We start from the raw sequence: 24,629 nt of genomic DNA, 5'->3' as shown, positions 1-24,629 counted from the left end.
TAGCGCAAAATCAATTGGTGTTCGATGAACAGGCGGAAACTGTCGTTGAGTAAGTGTTATGATTTATTGAATAAAGACAATGAAGTAATTAAACTCAAAGTTTGTTTTTCCGTAGGAATCTCAGCAAAATATTTAAAATAATAATTTAGATTCCTGCGGAATGACAAAAGTGAAAAGTACCTTTATTCTAAACAGAAGAATCACTGTAATGCACAGTGATTCTTAGGTATTAAATTGATGTTGATTGATATTATTTAAAAAGCCATCTTCTAATCAGTTTTGTATAATTCGGCATTACAGCAAAAACCATCAGAAAAACAATACAGCCTGAAATCAAAAGTCCGTCTGAATAATGATTCGCAGGGATTTTTAAGAGTCTTAAAAAGGGTAGAACTACGAACGGAACCAATAATGACAGAGGATAAATAGCTGACCAGGTTACTAAAAATTGTTTCCATCGGACGGGAACTTTGGTTTGATTTTCAGTTTCAAAAAGGAAATCAAGACCGGATTTTATTTTATAATTATCATTTTTTCGGAACAATGAATTAGCTTTTTCGATGTGTTTTTTTCTGGTGTCAGATTCCATCCATTTTTTTAGATTTTCAATGGTATCAAATCTGATAATAACCGTGTAAACAAACGTCAAATCGGGAATAGGTCTTATAATTTGCCAATCGATAAAACCTTTTGAATGCTTGGTCAAAGGAACGATTTCAGTTAACCAATTTTCATATTCCTCTTGTTTTCCATCTAGAATATGATGTGAAATAACAACAGATGCCCCTTGATTTTCCATAATAAAATTGGTTTTAATTAATTTAGTTACCGATGGATTTCATAAATAATTTAGCTTCAAAAAAAGATTTCAGTAAAACATCTTTTACCTCTTCCAAAGCCAGTTGCGATGCTGGATTTTCTTCGGTTGTTAATTCTAAAATATCTAATTTTTCCTCTAACAAAGGAAGCAAACCCATTATTGCCACACTTGATTTTAAATCGTGCGCTCTCAATTTCAGCAATTTAAAATCCTTGTTTTCATAAGCTAATTTCAGTTGCTGTAAATGAGTGGGAACTTTATCTAAAAACTGTTGTGTCACGGTTCTTTCAAAATCCTTGTCGCCATTGCTGATAGACTTCAAATAAGTAAGGTCGATGAACTCGTAATTAGAAACGATTTCTTCAGCTTTTGTTCCCGTTTTTTCGTTTTCTTTTAATCCGAAATTGGAGATTAATTTGAATAATTCATCTTCTTTTATCGGTTTGGAAATGTATTCGTTCATTCCACGACTCATACATCTTTCGCGTTCGCCTGCCAAAGCGTGTGCGGTCATTGCGATGATGGGCGTGTTCAGTTTCAGTTCTTCACGGATGGTTTGCGTGGCAACGTAACCGTCCATTTGTGGCATTTGGATATCCATCAGAACCAAATCACAGTCGTTATTTCTGAGAAATTCTACCGCTTCCAGACCGTTGTTTGCAGTTTCAAAATCAATGTTCCATTGTGAAAGGAGATGTTTCATCAGACTTTGATTGATAGCGTTATCATCAACGATTAGAACCTTCAAAGGCGCGTTTGTTTTATCTTTAAAATAATCGGTATCAACTTTCGGAACTACATTCAGCTGTTCTTCTGCAATTGTGTAAGGAATATAAAAATGGAAAGTCGTGCCTTTTCCCTGTTCGCTGATGACTTCGATATCACCGTTCTGCAACTGAATCAGACTTTTCACAATTGATAAACCAAGACCGGTTCCGCCGTAATTTCGGGTCGTAGAATCTTCACCCTGATTAAATCTTTCAAAGACTTCAAGAAGTTTTTCTTTATCAATTCCGATTCCGGTGTCAGAAACTTTAAAGCCGACAACGACTTCATTTTCGGTCTGTTGTTTATTGTAAATTTCGATATTGATAGTTCCCTGATGCGTAAATTTAATGGCATTTCCGATGAGGTTGACCAGAATTTGAGTCAGTCTCGTGGCATCACCATTCAAAGTGTCAGGAATCGAAGTGTCAATTTTGCTGGAAATCGTCAATCCTTTTTCTTTGGCTCTTTCTACGAAAAATGTTTCAACCGAATTTACCAATCCATTAATGCTGAATATGCCTTTGGTAATGCGCATCATTCCGGCTTCGATTTTTGATAAGTCTAAAATATCATTGATAATCGCCATCAGATTTTCTCCCGAACGTTGAATGGATGAGACAAATTCTTTCGAAGTTTCATCTAAAGGTCTTTTCTGCAAAAGGTTGGTAAAGCCCAAAATTCCGCTCAAAGGCGTTCTGATTTCGTGACTCATATTGGCAAGGAAGTTTTCTTTGGTTTGTGCGGCAACCGATGCTTTTTTCTCCGCAACATCCAATTCCTGAATCAATAATCGCTGACGTTTAAATTGGCGAAGAATATGATAACCAACAATGGAACCGCTTAAAATCAAAAGAATCAATAGAGAAATATCATACAATCTCGCTTTTTGTCCCATCGCTTCAGTTTCTTTGCTGAGGTCAACCATATGGAGTTTTCGACTTTCGTAAATTTTAGCAGTGATGGACGTGATTTCGTTTGAAATTTTTCTGGCTCTCGGATTGGCAATGGAAGTGTTGTCATTCATATTTCCAAGGGTGTGATAACGGAGCAGCAATTTATCCTTCGTCGTTTTCTTTTCCATTGCGAGAACGCTCAATCTGTGAATCAGCTTTTCTTCAACATCGTCTGAATTGTCTTTGGAAAGTGAGTCTAGAAAGTTTTCTATCTGATTTATTTTTTGGTCGATTCCTTCGAGATGAGTCGTGTCGTTGGTCGCAATAGAAGCTCGGATTCTGCTTTCAACCCCCAGAATATCCCGGTCGATTTCACGCAAATGATTGCTGGAACGCAATTCGTTGAGAAGTCGGTTGTTATTTTTGATGAGTTCTTTGGTATTTTTAGCTGAATTGATTTGAACCGCTATCAATAGGAGAGAACCCGCAATGAATGTGAGGATGATGAAATAACTGAACCGTCTGTTTCCCATTACTGAGGATATTTTTTTCATAAGTGTCTGTACTTATTTTGAATTGTTGAAAACCACTTTAGAATTGTTAAAAACCACCCCGTCAAAAATTCTTTGAATTTTCGCCACCCCTCCAAGGGAGGGGAATTTTACATTCGAATTGGAACATCGAATTGTCGCAGCCCGACTTGAGCGGAAATCCTTTTTTGCTTGTTCTCAAGTTCTATTTAGACTGAAATCGTCTGCAAAAAATATTGGGAGCGGAAGGCGGATTAAGCTGCTCAAATCATTATTTATACATTAAAAAACATTCATTCTCGTATTGAGTGCCTTTCGATAAGCATCAGCAACGGGAATGAATTTTCCGTTGATCATAATTCCGCCGTCCTGAAGCGTGTCTATCTTGCCAACAGAAACGATGTAAGACCTATGAACACGGATAAAATCATCTTTTGGCAAACGTTCTTCGGCCGTTTTCATCTTGCCGTGGATGGCGAACATTTTTTCTCTTGTGTAGAATTTTACATAATCGCCCATTGCCTCCGCATAAAAAATATCGTCGAGCTTCAAACGCCTTGTGATATTGGAATCTCTCACGAAAAGAAACTCATCTTTGGTGACTTCTACATCTTCTTTTCTGCTTTCCAAAATCGATTGCGCTTTGCTGACGGCTTGTAAAAATCTCGCAGGCATCACGGGTTTCAGGATGTAATCTGCGATATTCAGTTCGAAAGCTTCAAGTGCGTAATCTTTATTGGATGAGGTGAAAATAATGATAATGTCTTTCCCAGAAAGGTTTTTGGTGAGTTCGATTCCGGTCATTTCCGGCATTTCGATATCCAAAAATATCAAGTCTACCTGATTGTTCTGCAAATGATTGTAAGCTTCAATCGCGTTGGAATATTCACTGACAATTGTAAGATTGGGAATCTGCTTTGCCAAGTGTGCGAGCGTGGTTCTTGCGATATCGTTGTCATCAACAATCAAGGCTTTCATAGGGATAGTTTATTATGGTTGACACAAATATAATTATTCCTTTTCTTATTTTGTTTAATTTCTAAAGTAAGAACGAATCATCCAGGCCATTTCTTCGTGTGTTTCTATCAGGCTTGTGATGAAGTCGCTGGAACCGTAATCTTTGTATTTTTCGGCAAAAGGCGTCACGTTTCCTCTTAGAAAATCGATAATACTTTCGTGGTCTTTCAGTAAATCCTTCATAAAGCCCAATCCGTCGTTTGTTCTGTCGCTGTATTCGGTAAGATGCGTTAATTCCAGATAAGCTTTCATAGTTGCTGGTGCGTAATGTCCGATTTTTCTTAGACGTTCTGCGACGCTGTCAATCAACTCATCAATCTGTTTGTAGTGCTCTTCGAAGAAAATATGGTTGGCGTGAAAGTTATCGCCGGTCACGTTCCAGTGGGCGTTTCTGGTTTTGATGTAAAGTACTGTTTCGTCGGCTAAAAGTTTTGCCAATTGTTCTGCAACAGCTTCTGTGTTTTGCTCTGTAAGTCCGATGTTTGCTTTCATAATTTTAAGATTTAAGTTGTTCTTTTTTGATGATGTAAAGTTCAGTCGGAATGTCTTGGAATTAAGAGGTTTTTCGTTGAATAGGCAAAATGAGTCGTTGAGTGGGCTAAACTAAGTTTCATTAATATTTTAAACAAAAAATGAATTTATTAAACTAGTTAAATGTGCAGGATTTCTAACTGCCATAAATTTGTCATATCAAAATTAAACAATCAACAAAATGGAAAATAGAATATTAGGACTGCACCACATTACAGCAATTGCAGACAACGCAAAAAGAAATTTAGATTTTTATACTCAAGTTTTAGGCGTAAGATTGGTAAAGAAAACCGTCAACTTTGACGACCCGGGAACGTATCATTTTTATTTCGGAAATGAAGAAGGAACTCCCGGAACAATTTTAACATTCTTTCCTTGGGAAGGAATTGGTAAAGGAACAAATGGTTCTGGCTTGGCAACACACATCGGTTATTCAGTTCCAAAAGGAAGTTTGGAATTCTGGAAAAACAGATTTCAGCAGTTTAATGTAAACTTTGAAGAAGGCGAAATTTTTGGTGAAAAACTGATTTCATTCAAAGATCCTGACGGTTTACAATTACAGTTCATCGAATCTTCAAGACCTGATGACAGAAAAGTATGGACAACCGATGATATTAAAGATGAAAATGCTTTGAAAGGTTTTCATAATATCACTTTGACTTTGAAAAAAGCTGATCCGACAATCAAAGTTTTAACCGATATTTTTGGTTACGACTTACAAAAACAGGAAGATGAAAGATATCGTTTTGCAACTGATGCGATTGAAACGGCAAACCTTGTTGACATTATTGAAAACGATAAGATTTTAGCAGGAAGAAATGCGGCAGGAACCAACCACCACGTTGCTTTTCGAGTGAAAGATGATAATGTTTTAATGGAATTCCGTGAAAAAGTTTTGTCTGCAGGATTGAATATCACGCCAAAAATAGACAGAGATTATTTCTATTCATTGTATTTCCGTGAACCGGGCGGTGTTTTGTTTGAAATCGCAACAGATAATCCTGGCTTCACGGTTGATGAACCTTTGAATGAATTAGGAACCAATTTAAAACTTCCAAAACAACACGAACCTTTACGTGCAAGAATCGAAGAGGTATTGCCGAAGTTATCATAAGTCATCACTTTTTTCTATTTAACAACCTAATTTAGCAAAAAGAAAAAAATATTACAATGGAAAGAACAGAAGTAGTTTTAGGAAATGTGAGAGGCGAAATTCAGCTTTTCTCAGACGATAAAAAAGCAGGGAAAATGGATATTTCGGTCATCAAAGATAAATTAACGGTTTATCATACAGAAGTTGATGAAGAATATGCCGGAAAAGGTTTTGCCAAATTATTATTAAATCAATTGGTTTCTTACGCCAGAGAAAACGATTTGAAAATTGTACCGCTGTGTCCGTATGTTCACGCACAATTCAAACGCAATCCCGAAGAATACAATGATGTTTGGTTTAAAGAAGAAGCATAAAATCTGAAGACCAAACACCAAACCATCAACAATCAACCAAATACCATCAACTACAATGTCACTTATCACAGGACTTCACCACGTCACCGCTATCACAGGCGATGCACAGGAAAATATAGACTTTTACACCGGAGTTTTGGGACTTCGATTAATCAAGAAAACCGTCAACTTCGATAATTCTGAAGTGTATCATTTTTATTTCGGGGACGAATTCGGAACACCGGGGACGATTATGACGACTTTCCCTTACGGAAAAGGTTTGGCGAACGGAAGACACGGCAAAGGAATGTTAAACACAACGGCTTTTTCCATTTCGATGGAGGGTTTTGATTATTGGCTGGAACGTCTGGATAAATTCAATATTCCTTACAAACAGGCTCAGCAAAGGTTTTCGGGTGAAGTATTTATTTATCTGGAAGATTTTGACGGACTCGGTTTGGAATTGGTTTTTAATGAGAAAGATGACAGAAAAGGGTATGATAACGGATTGATACCGCAAGATTTTGCCATCAAAGGTTTCCATCACGTTGAGATTTGGGTAGATGCTTACGAAAAAACTGCTGCACTTTTGATCACACAAATGGACCATCAACTGATTGCTGAAAGCTCTGACAGATTCAGATTTGGAACGGAAGATAAACCCGGAAAATATGTCGATTTGCTTTGCGCTCCCAATTCTCTGAAAGGTTTGGCGGGAAGAGGAACCGTGCATCACGTTGCTTTTTCGACTCCCGATGCGCAGTCACAATTGGAGATGATTGAAAGACTGAATAAATTCGGTTTGCAGCATACGGAAGTTAAAGATAGAAAATATTTCACTTCCATTTATTTCAAAGAACCCGGCGGTGTTTTGTTTGAAATCGCTACTTCGGGACCCGGTTTTGACATTGATGAAGAATTGGCTTCATTAGGCGAAGATTTGATGTTGCCCGAGCAGTTTGAAGAAAACAGAGGACATTTGATAGATGTTCTTCCAAAAATTAATTATCCAACAGAAAAATTTAGATAAAATGAGTCACACTTTAGATATAAAAACAGGCGGAAAATCATTGAATGAAGCAGAAAAAGTTTTAATAATGATTCACGGAAGAGGAGGAAATGCACAGGATGTTCTGAGCTTAGCCCAACATTTGAATGTAGAAGATTATGCTTTGTTGGCGCCTCAAGCAACCAATGGAAGTTGGTATCCGTTATCCTTCATCGCTCCGGTTGAGCAAAACGAACCTTGGTTGTCATCTGCCATTGAAACTATTGGAAAAACTGTGAAAATGGCTTTGGATGCGGGGATTGAAGCTGAGAATATTTACTTTTTCGGATTTTCTCAGGGCGCGTGTCTTAGTTTGGAATTTTTGGCAAGAAATGCACAGAAATATGGTGGAGCAGTGGCAATTATCGGTGGCGTGATTGGCGATAAAATCAACCGTGAAAATTACAAAGGCGATTTTGCTCAAACCCCGATTTTTCTGGGAACAAGCAATCCGGATTTCCACGTTCCTGTGGAAAGAGTGTATGCAACAGCGAATATTCTGAAGGAAATGAATGCTGATGTGACAGAAAAAGTTTACGCTAATTTCGGACATTCTATCAATCAAGAGGAAATTGAATTGGCGAATTCTATTGTTTTTAAATAGAATTAAAATCGACATAGGAAACTGAAGCGTTAAGAAAATTTAAAATTAATCCGTTAAAAAATTCCCACTGTTTGAAGCGCGACACGAATTTAGAATCGAAGAACAAATAATAAATTCGCGTAAGTTTTGGGGATTTTAGGATTAAATTTAAATTTTTAGCATTCAGTTTCCAAGTCTTGAACTTTTGTTTCTTTTGTTTCAAGACAAAAGAAATTTAAATAGAATATTATGAAAATCACAAAGATATTCAGTGACGAAAACGGCGAATCTCATTTCGATGACATTGAAGTTCCGCTAATCAATCAAGGTGAAATTGGATTTCTTTCCGAAGATATTAATGTCAAAAAACTACAGTTCAGAAAAGTTTCTGCGGATTATGATTACGATTTTCATCACGCTCCGCAAAAGCAATATATTGTACTTTTGGATGGCGGAGTAGAAATAGAAACTTCACTTGGCGAAATCCGGAAATTCCAGACCGGTGAGATTCTTTTGGTGGAAGATATTTCAGGAAAAGGCCACAAAACAAAAAACCTTGAAAAAAAGGAAAGAACTTCACTTTTTATTCATTTATAAAAGATTAAAGATTAAAGATTAAAGATTAAAGATTAAAGATTAAAGATTAAAGATTAAAGATTAAAGATTTTTTTAATAATCACCAACTGGAAAGTCTAACATCTAGCATCTGACATCTAACTTCTAAACAAAAAACTATGCACGAAGATTTACTACTCATACTCGGACTTCTATTGGTAGTGATGCTATTGGTTATGCTGGCGCAGCGCATCAAAATTGCGTATCCCATATTTTTGGTATTGGCAGGATTAGGAATCAGTTTAATTCCGGGAGTTCCTGTCTTAAAACTGGATCCGGAAATTATTTTCCTCATTTTTTTACCGCCATTATTATATGAAGCCGCCTGGTACACCTCGTGGAACGATTTCTGGAAATGGAAACGCACCATCGGATTGTTAGCTTTCGGATTGGTTTTCCTGACGTCTGTTGTCGTGGCATTTGCTTCGCAGGCTTTGATTCCGGGATTCACTTTGGCAATGGGATTTTTGTTGGGCGGAATTGTTTCTCCACCAGATGCGATCGCAGCGACTACCGTTTTGAAAGGTTTAAAAGTTCCCAAGCGAACGATTGCAATGTTGGAAGGCGAAAGTCTCATCAATGATGCATCATCACTGATTGTTTTCAGATTTGCTTTGGCAGCCGTGATGACCGGCGTATTTTCTATGCAGAAAGCCACGGGACAGTGCAGGAATGGGAGTTGTGGTCGGAATTGCAGGTGCTCATATTTTCTACGCCATCCACAGGTTTTTACCGACAACGCCAGCTATTGATGCAGCTTTGACGGTTATGACGCCGTATATTTTATTTCTTCCGGCGGAACATTTTCATTTTTCCGGAGTAATGGCAGTGGTAAGTGGCGGACTGTCTATGTCGTTCCGTTCGCACGAAATCTTTAAGACGGGAACTACAAGAATTAATATGACAGGCGTTTGGAATACACTGATTTTTGTGATGAATGTCTTGGTTTTTGTCTTAATCGGATTGGAACTTCCCGATATTGTCGATGGATTGGGCGAAACATCTGTAATGGATGGAATTAAATATGGTTTAATTATCAGCCTGATTGTGATTGTCGTTCGTATGTTGTGGATTTATCCTGTGGCGCACATTCCGAGATGGCTGAGCAAAAAAGTGCGTAATGACCCAAGTCCGGGTTGGAAAAATCCTTTGATTATCGGTTGGGCAGGAATGCGTGGCGTGGTTTCTCTGGCAACGGCTTTATCGATTCCGGTGATGATGAATGAGCAGTCAGAATTTCCGCACAGAAATTTGATTATCTTTATTACGTTTGTGGTGATTTTTGTGACTTTGGTTTTTCAGGGTTTGACGCTGCCTTTGATTATTAAATTGACCAAGATTGGTGAGATTGATAATATTTTACCTTCCCACGAACAGCAGGCGAGTATTCAAATCAGGCTGGATAATTTGGCAGTGAACCGATTGAATGAAAAATACCAGTCCAACCTGGAAACGAACAGTCTGGTGGAAAACTTTAAACAGACCATAGAAAACGATATTTTGCAACAGCAAGGTCACCTCGAATCTTTGGAAATGTGCACCAACAGACGAAATGATTTAAATGAATACCACGAAGTTATGCTGGATATTTTCGCATTGCAGAGAAAAGAACTGTTCAAAATAAAACGTGAAAACCAGTTCAGTGAGGATGAAGTGAGAAAAGCGGAATCACAGCTTGACCTTAATGAACTGAAAATTACGGGTACCAAACATTTATAATACAGACCAAATCCCTAGCCCCGATAGGAACGGCATCCTTTTTTGCGGTGGGAATTGGCGGCGGGAAAAAAAGATATAATGGATAGCGGGATTAAGCTCCTGAAAATTAACTTCAATACAACAAATATCAAATGGAAAGCTTACAATTTTTAGTCATTGGGAAAAATCAGGAAATTCTTGATACCTTAAAAAGAATTATCGAAAATAATGAAGGCTGGAAGGCAGAAATCAAGAGCGATGAGAACGTCTGCTATGATTATATCAAAGAAAATCAGGTAGATATTGTGCTTTTGAGCTCCGGTTTGGATGAGGAATTTGAAAATGAAATGAAAACTTTTTGCCAAAATCTGGACAAAGATGTGAAGGTGATTGACCATTACGGAGGCGGAAGTGGGCTTTTGAAGAACGAAGTTTACGCACTTTTTCCTAATTTGCAGCCGTAAACTTAATTTATGTTTGAAAATATCATCAAGAACGTCACGCGTTTTATCAGTCTGAGCAGCGAAGAAGAGAAAATATTCACCGATTTATTGGTTTGTGAGACAATTCCCAAGAAAACAATTTTGTTGCGGGAAGGTGAAGTTTGCCAATTTGAAGGTTTCATTCACAAAGGCTGTTTAAGGGCTTATTACCTTGATGATAATGGTTTTGAAGTCACGATTTTGTTTGCCATCGAAGATTGGTGGATTAGCGACATCGCCTCATTTCAGGACCAGAAACCGTCCAATTTGTATATTGAAACGATTGAAGATTCAGAGATTTTTATGCTGAATCCGACCACCAAAGAAAAGTTGTTGCAGGAAATTCCAAAATTTGAAAGGGTTTTCAGAATGTTGGTTCAGAGAAATCTGTTTACACTTCAAAACCGTTTGGTGAATACCATTTCAAAAAGTGCATCTGACCGATATTTGGAATTTATAAAAGTATATCCTACGATTCCACAGCGGGTTGCGCAATATTATATCGCTTCTTATCTGGGTGTTTCTAAAGAATTTGTGAGTACAATTAGGAAGCGTTTGGCGACTAAAGAAAAGTAAAAATTGCACAAAAAAATTCCCCTCCATTGGAGGGGTGGCGAAAATTTAAAAAATTTTTGACGGGGTGGTTTATACAAAACGTGTAAACTACCCCGTCTTTTTGTTTAATAAACTTAACTAAATTATCCAAAAATGAGTTGTAAAATGTAATCGACATAGGAAAATGGAGCGTTAAGAAAATTAAAATTTAAGACGTTAAAAAATTCCCACTGTTCGAAGCGCGAGACAAATATTCTAATGATAACTAATTTCGAATTCGCGCAAGTTTGGGAATTTTAGGATAAAATTTTAATTTTTAGCGGAAGTTTCCAAGTCTTGAATTTTTGTTTCTTTTGTTTCAAGACAAAAGAAAATTTAATTTATTAAACTAGTTAAATGCGCAGGAATTTCCATCACCATAAATTTGTCCTATCAATAACGAATAAACAACCAACAGATATGGACAGAAAAGATTTTTTAAAGAAAGGATTACTTGGGACAGGAATGTTTGTAGCAACCGCTTCATTGGGAAATACAATGAAAAATGAGATTGACGAAATCGAGCCGCTGGAACCGATTGGATACAATCATTTACCAAACACCGATTCAAAAATCAAAGACAATTCTGTGATTCACAAAGCGGATTCCAGAGGGAAAGCAGACCACGGCTGGTTGGTCAGCAATCATACCTTCAGCTTTGCGAATTATCACAATCCGGAGAGAATGCATTTTGGCGTTCTTAGAGTTTTGAATGACGATAAAGTGGAGGCGGGAAGAGGTTTCGGAACGCATCCGCACGACAATATGGAAATCATCAGCATTCCGTTGGAAGGTGATTTGGAGCACAAAGACAGTATGGGAAATTCTGCGATTATCAGGAGTGGAGACATTCAGGTGATGAGTGCCGGAACCGGAATTATGCACAGCGAATTCAATAAAAATAATGATAGTTTGGTGAAGTTTCTTCAAATCTGGGTGTATCCAAACAAAAGAAATGTGACGCCAAGATATGACCAGATTACTTTAGACAAAACAAAAGGTCAGAATCAATTCCAGCAGATTCTTTCTCCCAATGCAAATGATGAGGGTGTTTGGATTCATCAGGATGCCTGGTTTCACTTAGGAAATTTCGAAAATAATGTTGAAACCAACTATCAAATCAAGAAAAAAGGAAATGGTGTGTATGCTTTTATTTTAAAAGGAAGCGCAGAAATCGAAGGACAAAAAGTGGAAACGAGAGATGGTTTCGGAATTTGGGATATTGCAGATTTAAATATCAAATCAACTACAGAAGACACAGAGATTTTATTGATGGAAGTTCCGATGACGATGTAAGAAAAAAAATTAAACAGTCACTTTTGGAAGTGTGAAATATTTATACAAAAATAGGCTTGGATTTTATTATCTGAGCCTATTTTTTTGTTTTAAATTAAATTTTATTTTAAATTTTAATTGAGTTTAAATAATTGATTATTAGTGTTTTTAATTGTTGTTTTGGTTGGTTTTTATTAATTTAAAATTATCTGTATATAATAAAGAATAAAAAAGAGTAAAATATTTTTTCAGAATGTGATTTATTAAACTAGTTAAATGTGTAGGGTTTTTCATCGCCCTAAATTTGTCATATCAAAATCAAACAAATACTTCAGACAGAATTTAATTATCAATAAAAATAAACAACAACATTTAAAAATTAAACATTATGAAAAAGTTAATCTTAACATTCGCAACAGTCGTATTATCAGTAACAGCATTCGCTCAGAAACCTGGAAAAACGATGCTAAATCCAACCAACCACGCTTTGGTTTTAATTGACCACGAAGGACAAATGGCATTCGCTACAAAAAGCATCAGTATGGAAGAATTGAGAAACAATGTGGCTTTGATTGCAGGCGGTTCAAAAATATTCAACATTCCGACCGTGGTAACAACAGTTGCAGAAAAATCTTTTGCAGGACCCGTTTTCCCGGAAATCTCAGAAGCTTATCCTGAAGCGACCAGCGGATATGTAGACAGAACAACGATGAATACTTGGGAAGACTTGAACGCTCACAAAGCCATCACAGGAAAAAACAAAAAGAAACTGGTTTTAGCAGGTCTGTGGACGAGCGTTTGTATCGTAGGTCCGGCTTTATCGGCCATCGATGAAGGGTACGAAGTGTATGTGATTACGGATGCTTCGGGTGATATTTCAAAAGAAGCTCACGACCAGGCGGTTACAAGAATGGTTCAGGCAGGTGCGCATCCGATTACCTCAGTTCAGTATGTTCTTGAATTACAGAGAGATTGGTCTAGAAAAGAAACGTACAAACCGGTCAATGACTTAATGAAAAAATATGGTGGTGCTTACGGATTGGGAATTCAATACGCTCAGGATATGCTTAAACACTAATCAAATTTCAACAGAGGCAGGTTGAAAACCGACCTGCCATTTTTCTTCAAACCATTAAAAAGTACATTATGAAACCACTCCATAAAATTCTATTCTCATTCGTCTTAGGTGCCGGATTGTTCAATGCTCAGAAAGCAGATTTAATTGTAACCAACGGAAAAATCACGACGATGGATGATAAAAATCCGGAAGTTCAGGCGGTTGCCATTAAGGACAACAAAATTTTCCAGACCGGAACAAATGCCCAGATTTTAAAACTAAAAGGAAGCTCCACAAAAATCATTGATGCTAAAGGAAATCGAGTGATTCCTGGATTATTTGACAGTCATTTGCACGTCATCCGTGGCGGAAGATTTTACAATACTGAACTTCGCTGGGACGGTGTGAAAACTTTGAAGAGAGCTTTGGAAATGCTGAAAGAACAAGCTCAGAGAACGCCAAAAGGGCAATGGGTAAGAGTCATTGGTGGCTGGAATGAATATCAGTTTGAAGAAAAAAGACTGCCGACGATATCAGAAATAAACGAAGCAACAGGAGATGTTCCTGCTTTCGTGATGTATCTCTACGGAAAAGCGTGGCTGAATAAATCAGGTTTGAGACAATTAAATATCACTGGTGAAACGCCAAATCCTGCTCAAGGATTAATTGAAAAAGACAACAACGGCGACCCGACAGGTTTATTGGTTGCAGAACCAAATGCATTTATTCTGTATTCAACTTTGGCAAAATTGCCTGAGCTGACCGAAGCGGAAAAAGAAAATTCAACGCTTCAATATATGACTGAACTGAATCGTCTTGGAGTGACAGCTGTGATGGATGCAGGCGGTGGTTTTCAAAATTTCCCAGATGATTATGGAACGACGGATGCCTTGAACAAAAAAGGAAAAATTACGGTTCGATTACCTTATTATTTGTTTGCTCAAAAGAAAGGTTCCGAGTTAGCAGATTACACCAAATGGACAGGAATGGTGGACATCGATGACCACGGGCACAACGACCACAACGGAATTGATTATCACGTAGAAGGTGGCGGTGAAAATCTGGTTTCAGACGGCGCTGATTTTGAAAATTTCCTTTTTCCAAGACCCGAATTGCCAGCAACGATGGAGAAAAGTATGAAAGAAGTCGTAAGTCTTTTGGTGAAAAAAAGATGGCCGTTCAGAATCCACGCAACGTATAACGAAAGCATCACAAGATTTTTAAATGTAATCGAAGAAGTAAATAAAGAAACGCCTTTGAACGGACTGGTCTGGTTTTTCGACCACGCAGAAACGGTTTCTGAAGACAATATGAAACGCATCAAAGCTTTAAATGGCGGAATTGCAGTTCAACACAGAATGGCGTATCAGGGTGAAAGTTTCATCCACCGTTATGGAAAAAAAGCAGCTTTGGCTTCTCCTCCTGTAAAGAAAATGTTGGAAATGGGAATTCCTGTCGGACTGGGAACAGACGGAACCAGAGTTGCAAGTTATAATCCGTGGGTCGCTTTGTACTGGATTACTTCAGGGAAAACGTTGGGCGGAACCCAGGTGATGGCCAAAGAAAATGCTCTGGACAGAAAAACAGCTTTATCACTTTCCACTTTTGGAGGATATGAATTGATAAAGGATTATGAAAAAGGAAAAATCAAAAAAGGATATTTCGCAGACCTTACGATTTTAGATAAAGATTATTTCTCTGTTGATGAAGAAGAAATTAAAGACATCACTTCCAAATTAACTATTGTTGACGGAAAAGTGGTTTATGGAGATGAAACTTATAAAAATGTTTCTCCAGCTGCACTTCCTGTTCTTCCAGAATGGTCTCCTGTAAAATATTACGGTGGATACCAAACAAAATAACTAAGATTAAACAAAATAATTTCGCATAAAAATTCCCCTCCTTTGGAGGGGTGGCGAAAATTCAAAGAATTTTTGACGGGGTGGTTCAAAACTGACAATCAAAAGTAACTCAATACACTCCTGAAAAACTCAAATCTAAAAACAATGAAAAAGCTCGTTCAAATCATCACCAATACCAATCTCGAAGGCAAATTAATTCACGTTGCATTATTGGTATTCAGAATTGCACTATCATTAGAATTAATCGTCGCTCACGGACTGAAAAAACTCGGAGTAGGCGTGGCAGAAGTGGAACAGGTTCCGAATCCTTTGCACCTTCCGGAAGCATTCAATAGTCTTTTTGCAGACGCAGCCAACTTGGTGTTTCCCGTGTTTGTTATCTTCGGATTGTTCACCAGAGTGGCTGTTCTTCCGATTCTGGCGGTGACTTTGACCGGATATTTTATCCTTCACTGGAACGATGCTTTGCTGATAAAAGACACACCGTTTATGTATAGCCTGTGTTACCTGTTTTTGTTTTTTGTAGGTCCGGGAAAATATTCAATCGATAATTATTTAAGAAGAATTTAAAATGAAAAAGCTGATTAAAATATTATTGATTGTCCAAATCATCCTTCCGACGGTAGTTTCGGCACAATTTAAACTGATGAGGTTTGATGAAGATTATTCCACATACAAAGATTCTGCAGACACATTTTATAATTCCATCAAATACATTCCGCTTTCTGAAAAAAATAACAATAAATATTTATCATTAGGCGGAGAGGCGAGAGCAGAGTTTGTAGAATTTAATAATGAAGATTGGGGAAGATTGGGAATCGGAAGCAACCCGTTTTTTATCCAGAGATATACGGTTCATGCAGATTTGCATTTAGGTTCACGAGTAAGAGTTTTCGGACAGTTGAGGAGTGCTTGGGAAAATGGCAGAAAAAACGGACCAAGACCGATTGATGAAGACCATTTGAATGTTCAAAACCTTTTCATAGACATCGATGCCATTAAAAATGAAAAAGAAAAACTGACCGTTCGTGCTGGAAGACAGGAGTTGGATTATGGAAGCGGAAGATTGATTTCGGTACGTGAAGGTCCAAATTTAAGACTCTATTTTGACGGACTGAAACTGATGTACAAAAGAGGAAACTTCAAATCGGATGCATTTATGATGATGGCGAGTGAAATCGGCACCGGAGTTTTTGATAATAAACCGTCAAAATCGGTCAATCTTTGGGGAAGTTACAATACTTTAGCTCTTCCGAAAAGCGGAAATCTGGAATTCTATTATTTAGGAATTCACCGCAAGGAAACCCGTTTTGAAGATGGAACAGGCGATGAAACCAGACATACTTTGGGCGGAAGATTTTACAGATATGGTGGTGGTTTTATTTACAACTTTGAAGGCGCTTATCAGTTCGGGAATTTCAATAAAGGAACAATCAGCGCGTGGACAGCTTCTGCAGATATCGGATATCTATTCGAAAATGTGAAAGGAAAGCCAACCATCAATCTTAGAAACGATTACATTTCCGGAGATAAAAATAAAGGTGACGGAAAGTTGGGAACTTTCAATCCGCTTTATCCGAAAGGGGGGTATTTTGGATTCAATCCGCAAATTGGACCTGTGAATTTAATTGACATTCATCCTTATGCAACGGTTGATTTGAACAGCAAAATGACGGTGCAGGCCGATGTGGTTTTCAACTGGAGATATTCTACGCAGGATGGCGTTTACAGACCAAGCGGTTCTCTAAATCTTACGTCAATGAATTCAAAAAAAAGATATATCGGAACGGCTTTTTTAGGAAGCCTCAATTATAAGATCAATAAATTTTTCACATTCAATACAGGAATTCAATATTTCAAAACCGGAGAATTTGTGGACGATATTATTGAAAACGATAAAGACGGATTGTTTATCAACTCAAGAATTGTTTTCAAGTTTTAAGTCAAACACGAATGACACTAACTTTTACACAAAAATCACGAACATGTTATTAGTGAAATTAGTGAAAAATATTTGAGCAATTTGTGTTTTTAATATCCCACATCAATGCCAGAATCTATTTCTGAAACTACCTTTGAATAACATTAAACAAAAATAAACTTAACAAAATTATCATCAGCCTACAGCAAACTGCTAAAGCTAAAAAACAAAAAAATATTATGAAAAATATCGTAAAAAATACAGTAAGCAAATCATTATTAATCGCAGGATTAACATTATCAACCCTAATATTTGCACAAACCACTACAACTACAACAAATGCAACTGCAAAAACCACAGCCATCGGAACATCCAAAAACTGGGGTTCAGTGGACGGAATTTCTATGATTGGATTGGTTCAGGGACCATCTTCTGCCGACGCTCAACTGCAGGTTGCCTGTGTTTTCGAATATACAGATAACGACATCCACAGCGCACAGGCATTGCCTGCCAACTTAAACGGATTGGTACATTTGGATGATGCTTTGAAAGGTGAATTCACCAAAATCAGACAATCAGGTCAGTTCAAAGGACATTCTTTGGAAACCTTGTTGATTACGCCTCCTGCAGGTTCTATGTCAGCAAAAAAACTCTTGTTAATTGGTTTGGGCGACCGCAATAATTTTACTCCGGAACTCATGACTTCAGTAGCAGAAGTAGCTACCAGAGAAGCTTTGAGATTAGGCGTGACCAACTTCGCCTTTGCAAGCGATTTGAAAGATGCCGGAATAGATTCTCCAACAGCTTTGGTAGCCGGAAATGTAGTAAAAGGTATTGTTTTAGCCAATCGTTCAGAAATTTATTTAAGAGAGCATAATCTTTCCAAAACAAAAAAATTAGAAAAAGTATATCTGTTGGCCGGTCCGTCTTTCTTTGAAATTGCAGGTGGCGGAATTCAGGCTGCGATTGCCGAAGTTAAGAAGAGATAGTTTTATTAAATAAATTTATAGTGCTCTCTTTTTTAGAATTTTAAGCTGAACTATTCCTGGTATTGAAAATTAAAAAATGGCGCCAACTTTCTTCAGTTGGCGCCATTTGGCTGTGTGTGACCTCGACAGGATTCAAACCTGTAACCTTCTGAGCCGTAATCAGATGCGCTATTCAGTTGCGCCACGAGGCCGTTGTTACCTTGATGTTTAAGGGTTTGCAAATATAGCACTTTTTTCTTTTCTTTGAAAGATGAAACAGAGAATTTTACTTTTATTTACAGTTGTAGCGCTAATCTCCTGTAAAAGAGAACAAAAAATTTCGTCCTCTGATTGGACCCAAATTTCAAACCGTATCCAATTTAAGGAGCATGACGGTCTTTTGGAGCTGAAATCAGGGAATTTCACTTATAATTTCAAACAAAATCAGACACCGTTTAAGAAAGTAATCCTTTTAAATGCAAGCATGGCCGGATATATTGCAGAACTTGGTGCTGAAGATCTGATCGTCGGGGTTTCAAGCCCGGAATACATTTATTCGGAGAAAATTCAGAACCTTTTAAAAGAAGGAAAGATCCAGAATGTGGGAAGCGAACAGAAATATGATGTAGAAAAGATTATTTCTATGAAGCCGGATGCTGTTTTCACCAATTATATCGCAAGTTTCGACAATGCCTATCAACTCTTAAAGAACAATGGAATCCAGGTGGTTTTCCTGGATGAGTACCTGGAACAGCTTCCGTTACAGAAAACGGCTTACATCAAACTTTTCGGAGAGTTTTTTGGGAAAGAGAAAGAAGCTGAAGCAAAATATAAGGAAATTGAAAAGAATTACAGCGAGCTGAAGCAGCTGGCACTAAAGGCAAAAGATAAGCCTGTAGTGCTTGTCAATGAAATGTACGGTGACGTTTGGTATCTGCCGGGCGGAAAAACATCGGTAGCGAATTATATTAATGACGCCAACGCTTCTTACATCATGAAAGATAATAAAGAAGAAAAGTCTCTGACGATGAGCTTTGAAGAAGTATATGTCAAATCAAGGCAGGTACAGTATTGGGTGAATGCAGGAAATCACACCTCAAAAAAAGAAATGCTGGCCGGTAATCCTTTCTATGGAAAACTTGAAGTATTCAACAAAGGAAAGATCTATACCGTTGCCGGAAAAGAAAAGTTGAAAGCTAATGACTTTTTCGAAAGCGGAGCTGTACGTGCTGACCTTATTCTGAAAGATTACATCAGGATCTTCCATCCCGAGCTTCTTCCGGAATATCAGTTAACCTATATGAAAGAGCTTAAATAACTCGGGTGAATTGCTTATTTTTGCAGTTCTTTTAGACAAAATTATGTGGAAAAAAGTTAAACAGGTTATCTTTATTATTCTTGTCCTGAATGTAGTTTTTATTATTTGGGGCAGATTTTTTAATCCGCCGGTTACCATTACGCAGATTGGAGGTCTTTTCGAATTTGGAAAGCTGCACAGGGATTATATTTCGTATGATGAAATGGGGGATAATGTTAAAAAAGCGGTTATTGCTTCAGAAGACCAGAAATTTTTTAATCATAACGGGTTTGATTATACAGCCATTGAGAAGGCAATGAAGAATAATGAGAAAGGAAAAAAAATCCGCGGCGGAAGCACCATTTCCCAGCAGACTGCAAAGAATATTTTCCTTTGGCAGGGAAGAAGCTGGTTCAGAAAAGGGCTGGAAGCTATTTATACCTTCATTATCGAGAAAGTGTGGAGCAAGGACATTATTTTAGAAAGATACCTAAACTCTATCGAAATGGGACAGGGTGTATTTGGAGTAGAAGCTGCTGCTCAGTACTATTTTGGAAAATCATCCAAAGATTTAAGCACTTCGGATGCAGCATGGATTGCTGCCGTATTGCCTAATCCAAAGAAATATGATCCTAAAAATCCATCCCCTTATTTAAGAAAGAAACACAATTGGATCATGAGACAGATGAGGAATGTGAGTTTGAAATAGTATCTTTGTTCTAATGAAATTTTTTAATTCCAGCACAAGTTTTGAATCAGTTCTTAAAAAATATTTCTCTTTTAAGAATGAAACCCTTTCTTTAGAGCCTTTTGCCGAGTTTTTAGAGAGCACTAAAAGGGCAGATTTCACAGATGTTCTCAATTTCCTTAAAAGTAATTCGGATTTTGCTGAGAATTTCAAACATTACATTCATAATATTTTCAAAGGAAGACCTTTTAACCTTTCCCTTACCGAAGCCAATATTCTGTCAGAAAATGCTTTCTTTCCGGAACTTAAAAAAAGAATCCTTAATAAAATACTGCCGCCCGTAGAAAATGAAAAAACGGTGTGGTATATGATTGATAATGTCAGTCTCAGACCGAAAAAAGATCTGCAGTATTTGCACAATCTTCCTGAAAATGAAATTGATGAGTTTTTAGACCTTCTGGACGCTTCCAATTTTATTATCCAGCCCAATGTCAAAAAAGAACTGATCTTCTCGATGAGTATTCTTTCCTGGCGTGTTACAGGGATGGCTATGGAAGTGGAGGTCGTAAGAATGGCACCTCAATACAGAAACCTGGACAACCCTTTTTTGGCACTTCAGAACGAGCTGGAGGCACTTACCGAAGATCTTAAAAAAGATCCCGAACTTCAGCTGCATTCCAAAGACAGCCGTTACAAGCAGATTAAGATCTATACAGAACACTGTCATGAATTCGTGAATATTGCTTTTAAAAATTCTGCAAAATACGGGATCTCCGGAAAAATCAACCAGGCACTTCTTAAGATTCGTCAGCAGACTGAAAGGATCTATGAAATTGTACAGCTTCTGGTGATTGATAATGAAGGGGATATTACCATAAAATCAAAACAGCTGATATTTAATATACTTAACTACAAATCCCATAAGAATAATATTGCAGACCTGATTAATGACAGTACACGTCTTCTCTCGCATCTTATTACCAACCATACGGCAGAAACCGGCACCCATTATATCACATCTACCCGGAAGGAATACATGACGATGTTTTATAAGGCCAGTGGAGGAGGAATCATCGTTGGTGCGCTCTGTGTTTTGAAAATGCTTTACGGATATATTCCCGGAAGCGATTTCTCACATGCGTTTTTATATTCGATGAATTATGCCATGGGATTCATTATGATCTATTTGATGGGTTTTACGCTGGCAACAAAACAGCCCGCAATGACTGCAGCTACGATGACTAAAGTTCTGTCAGAAGAAGGAAACAGCAAGCGGAACAATACCGAATTTGCCCATCTTGTATCCAAGCTTTTCAGGAGTCAGTTCATTGCATTCGTAGGAAATGTGCTTCTTTCTTTTCCTATTGCACTGGCGATCATTTACGGGTTGGATGTATTTTTCTCCCAGAATTTAGCCGTTGAACGATCGGATAAATTATTAAAAGACCTTGATCCATTCAAGTCAAAAGCCATATTACATGCCAGTATTGCCGGATTTTACCTGTTTATTTCAGGGATCATTTCGGGGAATATAGGAAACAATTCTGTCTTTTACCAGATTCCGGAAAGGATTGCAAAAAACCTTTCTATCAGAAGCTTTTTGGGAAAAAAAATTGCAAAGAGTTTATCTAAATATTATGCTAAAAACTGGCCGGGCATTGTATCCAACTTCTGGTTTGGGGTATTTTTAGGGGCAACCGCTCCGATTGGTCTCTTCTTCGGATTAGACCTTGATATCAGACACATTACTTTTGCTGCCGGAAACTTTGCGTTAGGGCTTTATGGAAAGGATTTCTCCGTTGATTCCTATACGTTCTGGATATCTTTTGTTACGGTATTCCTTATTGGATTCTTCAACTTTCTGATAAGCTTTAGTTTATCCATGTTTCTAGCCTTCAGATCAAGGAAAATGAACTTCGGACAAGTGAGCGAAATTTATAAGGAAATCTTCAGATATTTTGTGAAAAATCCGTTTAAGTTTTTCTTCCCTTTAAGTTCTGGACTGGATAAAAAAGCGGATGATCTGATGAGCAGTACCCTAACTAATAAGAAAGAAGAACACTAACTGACATTGAATATAGCATCATCCATATATACTGAAAATGCTCCTTTTCGGGAGCATTTTTTAATTTTTTACAGACAGATTGGAAGTAATGGACATTTTGTAGGAAGTTGTGTTCACTAGCACATTCATTTTCGTTGGCACAGCTTGGAGTACAACAAAGTCGGCCTGCAGATCCCTGGATTGTTTTTAGTTGTTCTCTTGTTAGTTTTTTGATGACAGATTTCTCAGATGATTTAATAATGTTTTCAAATATGATATTAAATTCAATACTATGGATCAATTTAATGATAAATAAGCCTATAAAATACGGATATCATTGAATTTATCCTCTCCAAACTTATCCTGAAACTTTTTAAGATAAAAGTTTTTACGCATCTGAAAATCATGCTTGAGAAGAGGAGAATCAATCCTGATCATGATGCATTTATCTTCAATATTAACGCTTCTGACCTCGTTGAAAAGACTTTCATCCAGATAATCTTCCAAAAAATCTTTAATTTCAAAAGCAATCAACTTATGTTCAAAACCATGAATTCTTGCAAAAGATTTTACAAGTTCTGAAGATTGAAATTCACGTTTTTTATTTCTTTTCATAGAGCGGTTTTGGGTTTCGGGTTACGCGTTTCCTCATCAAATATCAAAAATGATACTCTCTTCATTAATCTTCTTCACTACGCTTTCAGTACGTTCCTTGTGGGTATCTGTAATGAAAATTTGTCCAAAACTTTCCTGATTAACCAGTTCGATAAGTTGTGAAACACGGATGTCATCAAGCTTATCAAAAATATCATCAAGAAGAAGGATTGGAGTTTTCTTAGTGAGCTCTTTCACAAGACTCATCTGAGCCAGTTTTAAAGAGATCAGAAAAGATTTTTGTTGCCCCTGTGAGCCTATCTTCTTGATCAATACATGATCCATCTCAAACAAAAGATCATCTTTGTGAATTCCTTTTGATGTATAGGTCAGCATCCTGTCTCTTTCAAGACTTTCCGTTAAAAGTGCTCTAAAAGCTTTGTCTGGCTGAGAGGAGTCGAAGCTGTCATTTAAATCAGATTGGTAGTGTACTGAAACCATTTCTTTACCTCCTGAAATAATCCTGTAAAAATTCTGAACAATAGGGCCGAGTTTCTCAACGAAACTTCTTCTTTTCTCAAAAATACTGCTCCCGAATTTTGAAATCGGGGCATCATAAATTTCCAGAGAATCTTTATCCCAGGTTCTGTTTTTAGCGAAATATTTTAACAATGCATTTCTTTGCTGTACCGTTTTTTGATATTGGATCAGATCAAAAAGATATTCGGAATCCGTCTGGGATATCATAGAATCCAGAAACCTTCTCCGGCTTTCCCCTGAATCTGAAATCAGATTGGAGTCATAAGGCGAAATCATCACACTCGGCAGATATCCGATATGGTCCGCAAGCCTGTCATAGCTTTTATCATTCTTTTTAATGATTTTTTTGGCTTCTTTGGGCTGGGAGATCTTGATGATATCTTCATTGTCTTCATTCAGAACTTCTGCATCAATGGTGAAAAAATCTTCCTCCCTTTTGATATTGTTAACATCAGTATTCCCTAAAAAGCTCTTTCCTACAGATAAATAATGCAGAGCATCCAGGATATTGGTCTTTCCGGCGCCGTTGTTTCCCACAAAGCAGTTGATCTGCGGAGAAAATTCAAACTTCTTCTCCGAATGGTTTTTGAAATTGTAAAGGGAAAGCTTTTTGATAATCATTCGTCAAAAATACTCCATTATTAGTAAAAATAAAAAAGGAAGTGCAGAACAGGTTTCTATTCCGAAAGAAAAATATGCGTCATCTCTTTTATTTTCAGAGAAATAGATCAAAATAAAGGTCATGATTCCCGATAGAAAAAATGCAGTCCCGTAAACCGGTCTAAGGTAAAATGTGGCAATAAGCATGCTGATAAAGACAAGCACGTAGGCAATGTATTTTGTATTCTGAACGCCTATCAGCTTTGGAAAAGTCTGTACCGTATCACTTTTCATATCCCGGATATCAAAAGGCAGAACAAGTGCCGTTATAAAAAAGAAGCTGATCAGAAAAATAGGAAGACTGAATTCCGAAAGCGTAAGCCAGCAGTTGACCAATGCCCAGACCAATCCTACATAAAATACTTTCAGCAATGGAATCTTCCGGATATAGACATCCAGAAAAAAACTGTTGTAAAGTAATCCCAAAACCACAATAATAAACCATTTCAGAAGTCTTATTTCATTATGATTATGAATGATCAGAAAAGCACAGATAATGCCCGCAGCTGCGTTCAGAGCCAGTATTTTCAAAAAGTGCCTGGTATATTGGTATTTCGTGTAAAGATAACCGCTGAAATAAGTGATGAAAATAAGCAGTATGGTAGGGAAACGGAATGTGTTTTGCTCTTTCATGAAAAATACGGCAAATAAAGTTCCCATAACTGAGACATAAATTTGGCTGTCAATAACAGTTTTTT

26 protein-coding genes and 1 tRNA gene are annotated in these 24,629 nt (G+C 37.4%); 18 read left to right on the top strand and 9 right to left on the bottom strand.

What is annotated here, in order from left to right; genetic code table 11:
- Positions 1–250: 250 nt before the first annotated feature.
- The 4 genes from DRF60_RS03520 to DRF60_RS03505 form a co-directional block, all read right to left on the bottom strand.
- Positions 251–799 (bottom strand): antibiotic biosynthesis monooxygenase, encoded by a 549-nt coding sequence (locus tag DRF60_RS03520; RefSeq protein ID WP_167443698.1) that lies wholly within the window; start codon positions 797–799, stop codon positions 251–253.
- 22 nt (positions 800–821) lie between these two features.
- Positions 822–3,035, bottom strand: a complete 2,214-nt coding sequence (locus DRF60_RS03515) for a hybrid sensor histidine kinase/response regulator (protein ID WP_116010738.1) — start codon at positions 3,033–3,035, stop codon at positions 822–824.
- Positions 3,036–3,293: 258 nt separating this feature from the next.
- A complete protein-coding gene (locus DRF60_RS03510; RefSeq protein WP_116010737.1) occupies positions 3,294–3,989 on the bottom strand; it encodes a LytR/AlgR family response regulator transcription factor in 696 nt (231 codons plus the stop codon).
- 54 nt (positions 3,990–4,043) lie between these two features.
- The gene (locus DRF60_RS03505) at positions 4,044–4,520 is read right to left on the bottom strand and encodes a Dps family protein (RefSeq protein WP_116010736.1); all 477 of its coding nucleotides are present in this window, start codon (positions 4,518–4,520) and stop codon (positions 4,044–4,046) included.
- Between the two features lie 220 nt (positions 4,521–4,740).
- Between DRF60_RS03505 and DRF60_RS03500 the strand changes: the two genes are divergently transcribed.
- The 15 genes from DRF60_RS03500 to DRF60_RS03430 all read left to right on the top strand — a co-directional run bounded on the left by DRF60_RS03500 (position 4,741) and on the right by DRF60_RS03430 (position 18,129).
- Positions 4,741–5,673: a ring-cleaving dioxygenase gene (locus tag DRF60_RS03500; protein ID WP_116010735.1), complete on the top strand. Its 933-nt coding sequence runs from the start codon at positions 4,741–4,743 to the stop codon at positions 5,671–5,673.
- A 56-nt stretch (positions 5,674–5,729) separates the two neighbouring features.
- Positions 5,730–6,026, top strand: coding sequence for a GNAT family N-acetyltransferase (locus DRF60_RS03495; protein ID WP_116010734.1), 297 nt, complete (start codon positions 5,730–5,732; stop codon positions 6,024–6,026).
- Positions 6,027–6,081: 55 nt separating this feature from the next.
- On the top strand, positions 6,082–7,035 hold the full coding sequence (locus DRF60_RS03490) for a VOC family protein (protein WP_116010733.1): 954 nt from the start codon (positions 6,082–6,084) through the stop codon (positions 7,033–7,035).
- 1 nt (position 7,036) lies between these two features.
- Positions 7,037–7,657 carry an alpha/beta hydrolase gene (locus tag DRF60_RS03485; RefSeq protein ID WP_116010814.1) on the top strand — a complete coding sequence of 207 codons (621 nt, stop codon included), beginning with the start codon at positions 7,037–7,039 and terminating at the stop codon, positions 7,655–7,657.
- A 228-nt stretch (positions 7,658–7,885) separates the two neighbouring features.
- The gene (locus DRF60_RS03475; protein ID WP_116010731.1) at positions 7,886–8,233 is read left to right on the top strand and encodes a cupin domain-containing protein; all 348 of its coding nucleotides are present in this window, start codon (positions 7,886–7,888) and stop codon (positions 8,231–8,233) included.
- Positions 8,234–8,370: 137 nt separating this feature from the next.
- Positions 8,371–9,003, top strand: a complete 633-nt coding sequence (locus DRF60_RS21715) for a cation:proton antiporter (RefSeq protein ID WP_262510856.1) — start codon at positions 8,371–8,373, stop codon at positions 9,001–9,003.
- Positions 8,924–9,970, top strand: a complete 1,047-nt coding sequence (locus DRF60_RS03470; RefSeq protein WP_262510855.1) for a cation:proton antiporter — start codon at positions 8,924–8,926, stop codon at positions 9,968–9,970. Before DRF60_RS21715 ends, DRF60_RS03470 begins: the two co-directional genes overlap by 80 nt.
- Before the next feature lie 131 nt (positions 9,971–10,101).
- Positions 10,102–10,413: a hypothetical protein gene (locus DRF60_RS03465; protein ID WP_116010730.1), complete on the top strand. Its 312-nt coding sequence runs from the start codon at positions 10,102–10,104 to the stop codon at positions 10,411–10,413.
- Positions 10,414–10,422: 9 nt separating this feature from the next.
- Entirely contained in the window at positions 10,423–11,007 is a 585-nt protein-coding gene (locus DRF60_RS03460) for a Crp/Fnr family transcriptional regulator (protein ID WP_116010729.1), read from the top strand.
- Positions 11,008–11,445: 438 nt separating this feature from the next.
- Positions 11,446–12,321, top strand: coding sequence for a pirin family protein (locus DRF60_RS03455; protein ID WP_116010728.1), 876 nt, complete (start codon positions 11,446–11,448; stop codon positions 12,319–12,321).
- 367 nt (positions 12,322–12,688) lie between these two features.
- Entirely contained in the window at positions 12,689–13,378 is a 690-nt protein-coding gene (locus DRF60_RS03450) for a hydrolase (RefSeq protein WP_116010727.1), read from the top strand.
- Between the two features lie 68 nt (positions 13,379–13,446).
- On the top strand, positions 13,447–15,219 hold the full coding sequence (locus DRF60_RS03445) for an amidohydrolase (RefSeq protein WP_116010726.1): 1,773 nt from the start codon (positions 13,447–13,449) through the stop codon (positions 15,217–15,219).
- Between the two features lie 144 nt (positions 15,220–15,363).
- Positions 15,364–15,789: a DoxX family protein gene (locus DRF60_RS03440; RefSeq protein WP_116010725.1), complete on the top strand. Its 426-nt coding sequence runs from the start codon at positions 15,364–15,366 to the stop codon at positions 15,787–15,789.
- 1 nt (position 15,790) lies between these two features.
- Positions 15,791–17,161 carry an alginate export family protein gene (locus DRF60_RS03435; RefSeq protein ID WP_116010724.1) on the top strand — a complete coding sequence of 457 codons (1,371 nt, stop codon included), beginning with the start codon at positions 15,791–15,793 and terminating at the stop codon, positions 17,159–17,161.
- Between the two features lie 218 nt (positions 17,162–17,379).
- Positions 17,380–18,129 (top strand): M17 family peptidase N-terminal domain-containing protein, encoded by a 750-nt coding sequence (locus tag DRF60_RS03430; RefSeq protein ID WP_116010723.1) that lies wholly within the window; start codon positions 17,380–17,382, stop codon positions 18,127–18,129.
- A gap of 117 nt (positions 18,130–18,246) precedes the next feature.
- Here DRF60_RS03430 and DRF60_RS03425 read toward each other — a convergent pair.
- Positions 18,247–18,320 (bottom strand) — tRNA-Arg (locus DRF60_RS03425).
- Positions 18,321–18,379: 59 nt separating this feature from the next.
- Between DRF60_RS03425 and DRF60_RS03420 the strand changes: the two genes are divergently transcribed.
- The 3 genes from DRF60_RS03420 to DRF60_RS03410 are packed head-to-tail and all read left to right on the top strand — an operon-like array spanning position 18,380 to position 22,158.
- Positions 18,380–19,426 (top strand): ABC transporter substrate-binding protein, encoded by a 1,047-nt coding sequence (locus DRF60_RS03420; protein ID WP_116010722.1) that lies wholly within the window; start codon positions 18,380–18,382, stop codon positions 19,424–19,426.
- Positions 19,427–19,469: 43 nt separating this feature from the next.
- A complete protein-coding gene (gene mtgA / locus DRF60_RS03415; RefSeq protein ID WP_116010721.1) occupies positions 19,470–20,114 on the top strand; it encodes a monofunctional biosynthetic peptidoglycan transglycosylase in 645 nt (214 codons plus the stop codon).
- A 13-nt stretch (positions 20,115–20,127) separates the two neighbouring features.
- Positions 20,128–22,158 (top strand): recombinase, encoded by a 2,031-nt coding sequence (locus DRF60_RS03410; RefSeq protein ID WP_116010720.1) that lies wholly within the window; start codon positions 20,128–20,130, stop codon positions 22,156–22,158.
- On the opposite strand, the gene DRF60_RS21930 is transcribed toward DRF60_RS03410, so the two are convergent.
- The 4 genes from DRF60_RS21930 to DRF60_RS03390 are packed head-to-tail and all read right to left on the bottom strand — an operon-like array spanning position 22,136 to position 24,591.
- Complete coding sequence (locus DRF60_RS21930; protein ID WP_116010719.1) at positions 22,136–22,438, bottom strand: bacteriocin-like protein; 303 nt, start codon at positions 22,436–22,438, stop codon at positions 22,136–22,138. The genes DRF60_RS03410 and DRF60_RS21930 overlap by 23 nt on opposite strands.
- A 17-nt stretch (positions 22,439–22,455) precedes the next feature.
- Entirely contained in the window at positions 22,456–22,752 is a 297-nt protein-coding gene (locus DRF60_RS03400) for a DciA family protein (protein WP_116010718.1), read from the bottom strand.
- A gap of 36 nt (positions 22,753–22,788) precedes the next feature.
- Positions 22,789–23,892 (bottom strand): DNA replication/repair protein RecF, encoded by a 1,104-nt coding sequence (recF, locus tag DRF60_RS03395; protein ID WP_116010717.1) that lies wholly within the window; start codon positions 23,890–23,892, stop codon positions 22,789–22,791.
- 3 nt (positions 23,893–23,895) lie between these two features.
- On the bottom strand, positions 23,896–24,591 hold the full coding sequence (locus DRF60_RS03390) for a UbiA prenyltransferase family protein (RefSeq protein ID WP_317125813.1): 696 nt from the start codon (positions 24,589–24,591) through the stop codon (positions 23,896–23,898).
- Between the last annotated feature and the right edge of the window lie 38 nt (positions 24,592–24,629).

The organism is Chryseobacterium elymi (genome assembly GCF_003385495.1).
GTDB classification, from domain to species: domain Bacteria; phylum Bacteroidota; class Bacteroidia; order Flavobacteriales; family Weeksellaceae; genus Chryseobacterium; species Chryseobacterium elymi.
This window is presented reverse-complemented; position numbering and strand designations above follow the sequence as displayed.

Coding starts and splice junctions, on each gene's coding strand:
- DRF60_RS03520 (WP_167443698.1), bottom strand. CDS start 799: ATGGAAAATCAAGGGGCATCTGTTGTTATTTCACATCATATTCTAGAT.
- DRF60_RS03515 (WP_116010738.1), bottom strand. CDS start 3,035: ATGAAAAAAATATCCTCAGTAATGGGAAACAGACGGTTCAGTTATTTC.
- DRF60_RS03510 (WP_116010737.1), bottom strand. CDS start 3,989: ATGAAAGCCTTGATTGTTGATGACAACGATATCGCAAGAACCACGCTC.
- DRF60_RS03505 (WP_116010736.1), bottom strand. CDS start 4,520: ATGAAAGCAAACATCGGACTTACAGAGCAAAACACAGAAGCTGTTGCA.
- DRF60_RS03500 (WP_116010735.1), top strand. CDS start 4,741: ATGGAAAATAGAATATTAGGACTGCACCACATTACAGCAATTGCAGAC.
- DRF60_RS03495 (WP_116010734.1), top strand. CDS start 5,730: ATGGAAAGAACAGAAGTAGTTTTAGGAAATGTGAGAGGCGAAATTCAG.
- DRF60_RS03490 (WP_116010733.1), top strand. CDS start 6,082: ATGTCACTTATCACAGGACTTCACCACGTCACCGCTATCACAGGCGAT.
- DRF60_RS03485 (WP_116010814.1), top strand. CDS start 7,037: ATGAGTCACACTTTAGATATAAAAACAGGCGGAAAATCATTGAATGAA.
- DRF60_RS03475 (WP_116010731.1), top strand. CDS start 7,886: ATGAAAATCACAAAGATATTCAGTGACGAAAACGGCGAATCTCATTTC.
- DRF60_RS21715 (WP_262510856.1), top strand. CDS start 8,371: ATGCACGAAGATTTACTACTCATACTCGGACTTCTATTGGTAGTGATG.
- DRF60_RS03470 (WP_262510855.1), top strand. CDS start 8,924: ATGGGAGTTGTGGTCGGAATTGCAGGTGCTCATATTTTCTACGCCATC.
- DRF60_RS03465 (WP_116010730.1), top strand. CDS start 10,102: ATGGAAAGCTTACAATTTTTAGTCATTGGGAAAAATCAGGAAATTCTT.
- DRF60_RS03460 (WP_116010729.1), top strand. CDS start 10,423: ATGTTTGAAAATATCATCAAGAACGTCACGCGTTTTATCAGTCTGAGC.
- DRF60_RS03455 (WP_116010728.1), top strand. CDS start 11,446: ATGGACAGAAAAGATTTTTTAAAGAAAGGATTACTTGGGACAGGAATG.
- DRF60_RS03450 (WP_116010727.1), top strand. CDS start 12,689: ATGAAAAAGTTAATCTTAACATTCGCAACAGTCGTATTATCAGTAACA.
- DRF60_RS03445 (WP_116010726.1), top strand. CDS start 13,447: ATGAAACCACTCCATAAAATTCTATTCTCATTCGTCTTAGGTGCCGGA.
- DRF60_RS03440 (WP_116010725.1), top strand. CDS start 15,364: ATGAAAAAGCTCGTTCAAATCATCACCAATACCAATCTCGAAGGCAAA.
- DRF60_RS03435 (WP_116010724.1), top strand. CDS start 15,791: ATGAAAAAGCTGATTAAAATATTATTGATTGTCCAAATCATCCTTCCG.
- DRF60_RS03430 (WP_116010723.1), top strand. CDS start 17,380: ATGAAAAATATCGTAAAAAATACAGTAAGCAAATCATTATTAATCGCA.
- DRF60_RS03420 (WP_116010722.1), top strand. CDS start 18,380: ATGAAACAGAGAATTTTACTTTTATTTACAGTTGTAGCGCTAATCTCC.
- mtgA (WP_116010721.1), top strand. CDS start 19,470: ATGTGGAAAAAAGTTAAACAGGTTATCTTTATTATTCTTGTCCTGAAT.
- DRF60_RS03410 (WP_116010720.1), top strand. CDS start 20,128: ATGAAATTTTTTAATTCCAGCACAAGTTTTGAATCAGTTCTTAAAAAA.
- DRF60_RS03400 (WP_116010718.1), bottom strand. CDS start 22,752: ATGAAAAGAAATAAAAAACGTGAATTTCAATCTTCAGAACTTGTAAAA.
- recF (WP_116010717.1), bottom strand. CDS start 23,892: ATGATTATCAAAAAGCTTTCCCTTTACAATTTCAAAAACCATTCGGAG.
- DRF60_RS03390 (WP_317125813.1), bottom strand. CDS start 24,591: ATGGGAACTTTATTTGCCGTATTTTTCATGAAAGAGCAAAACACATTC.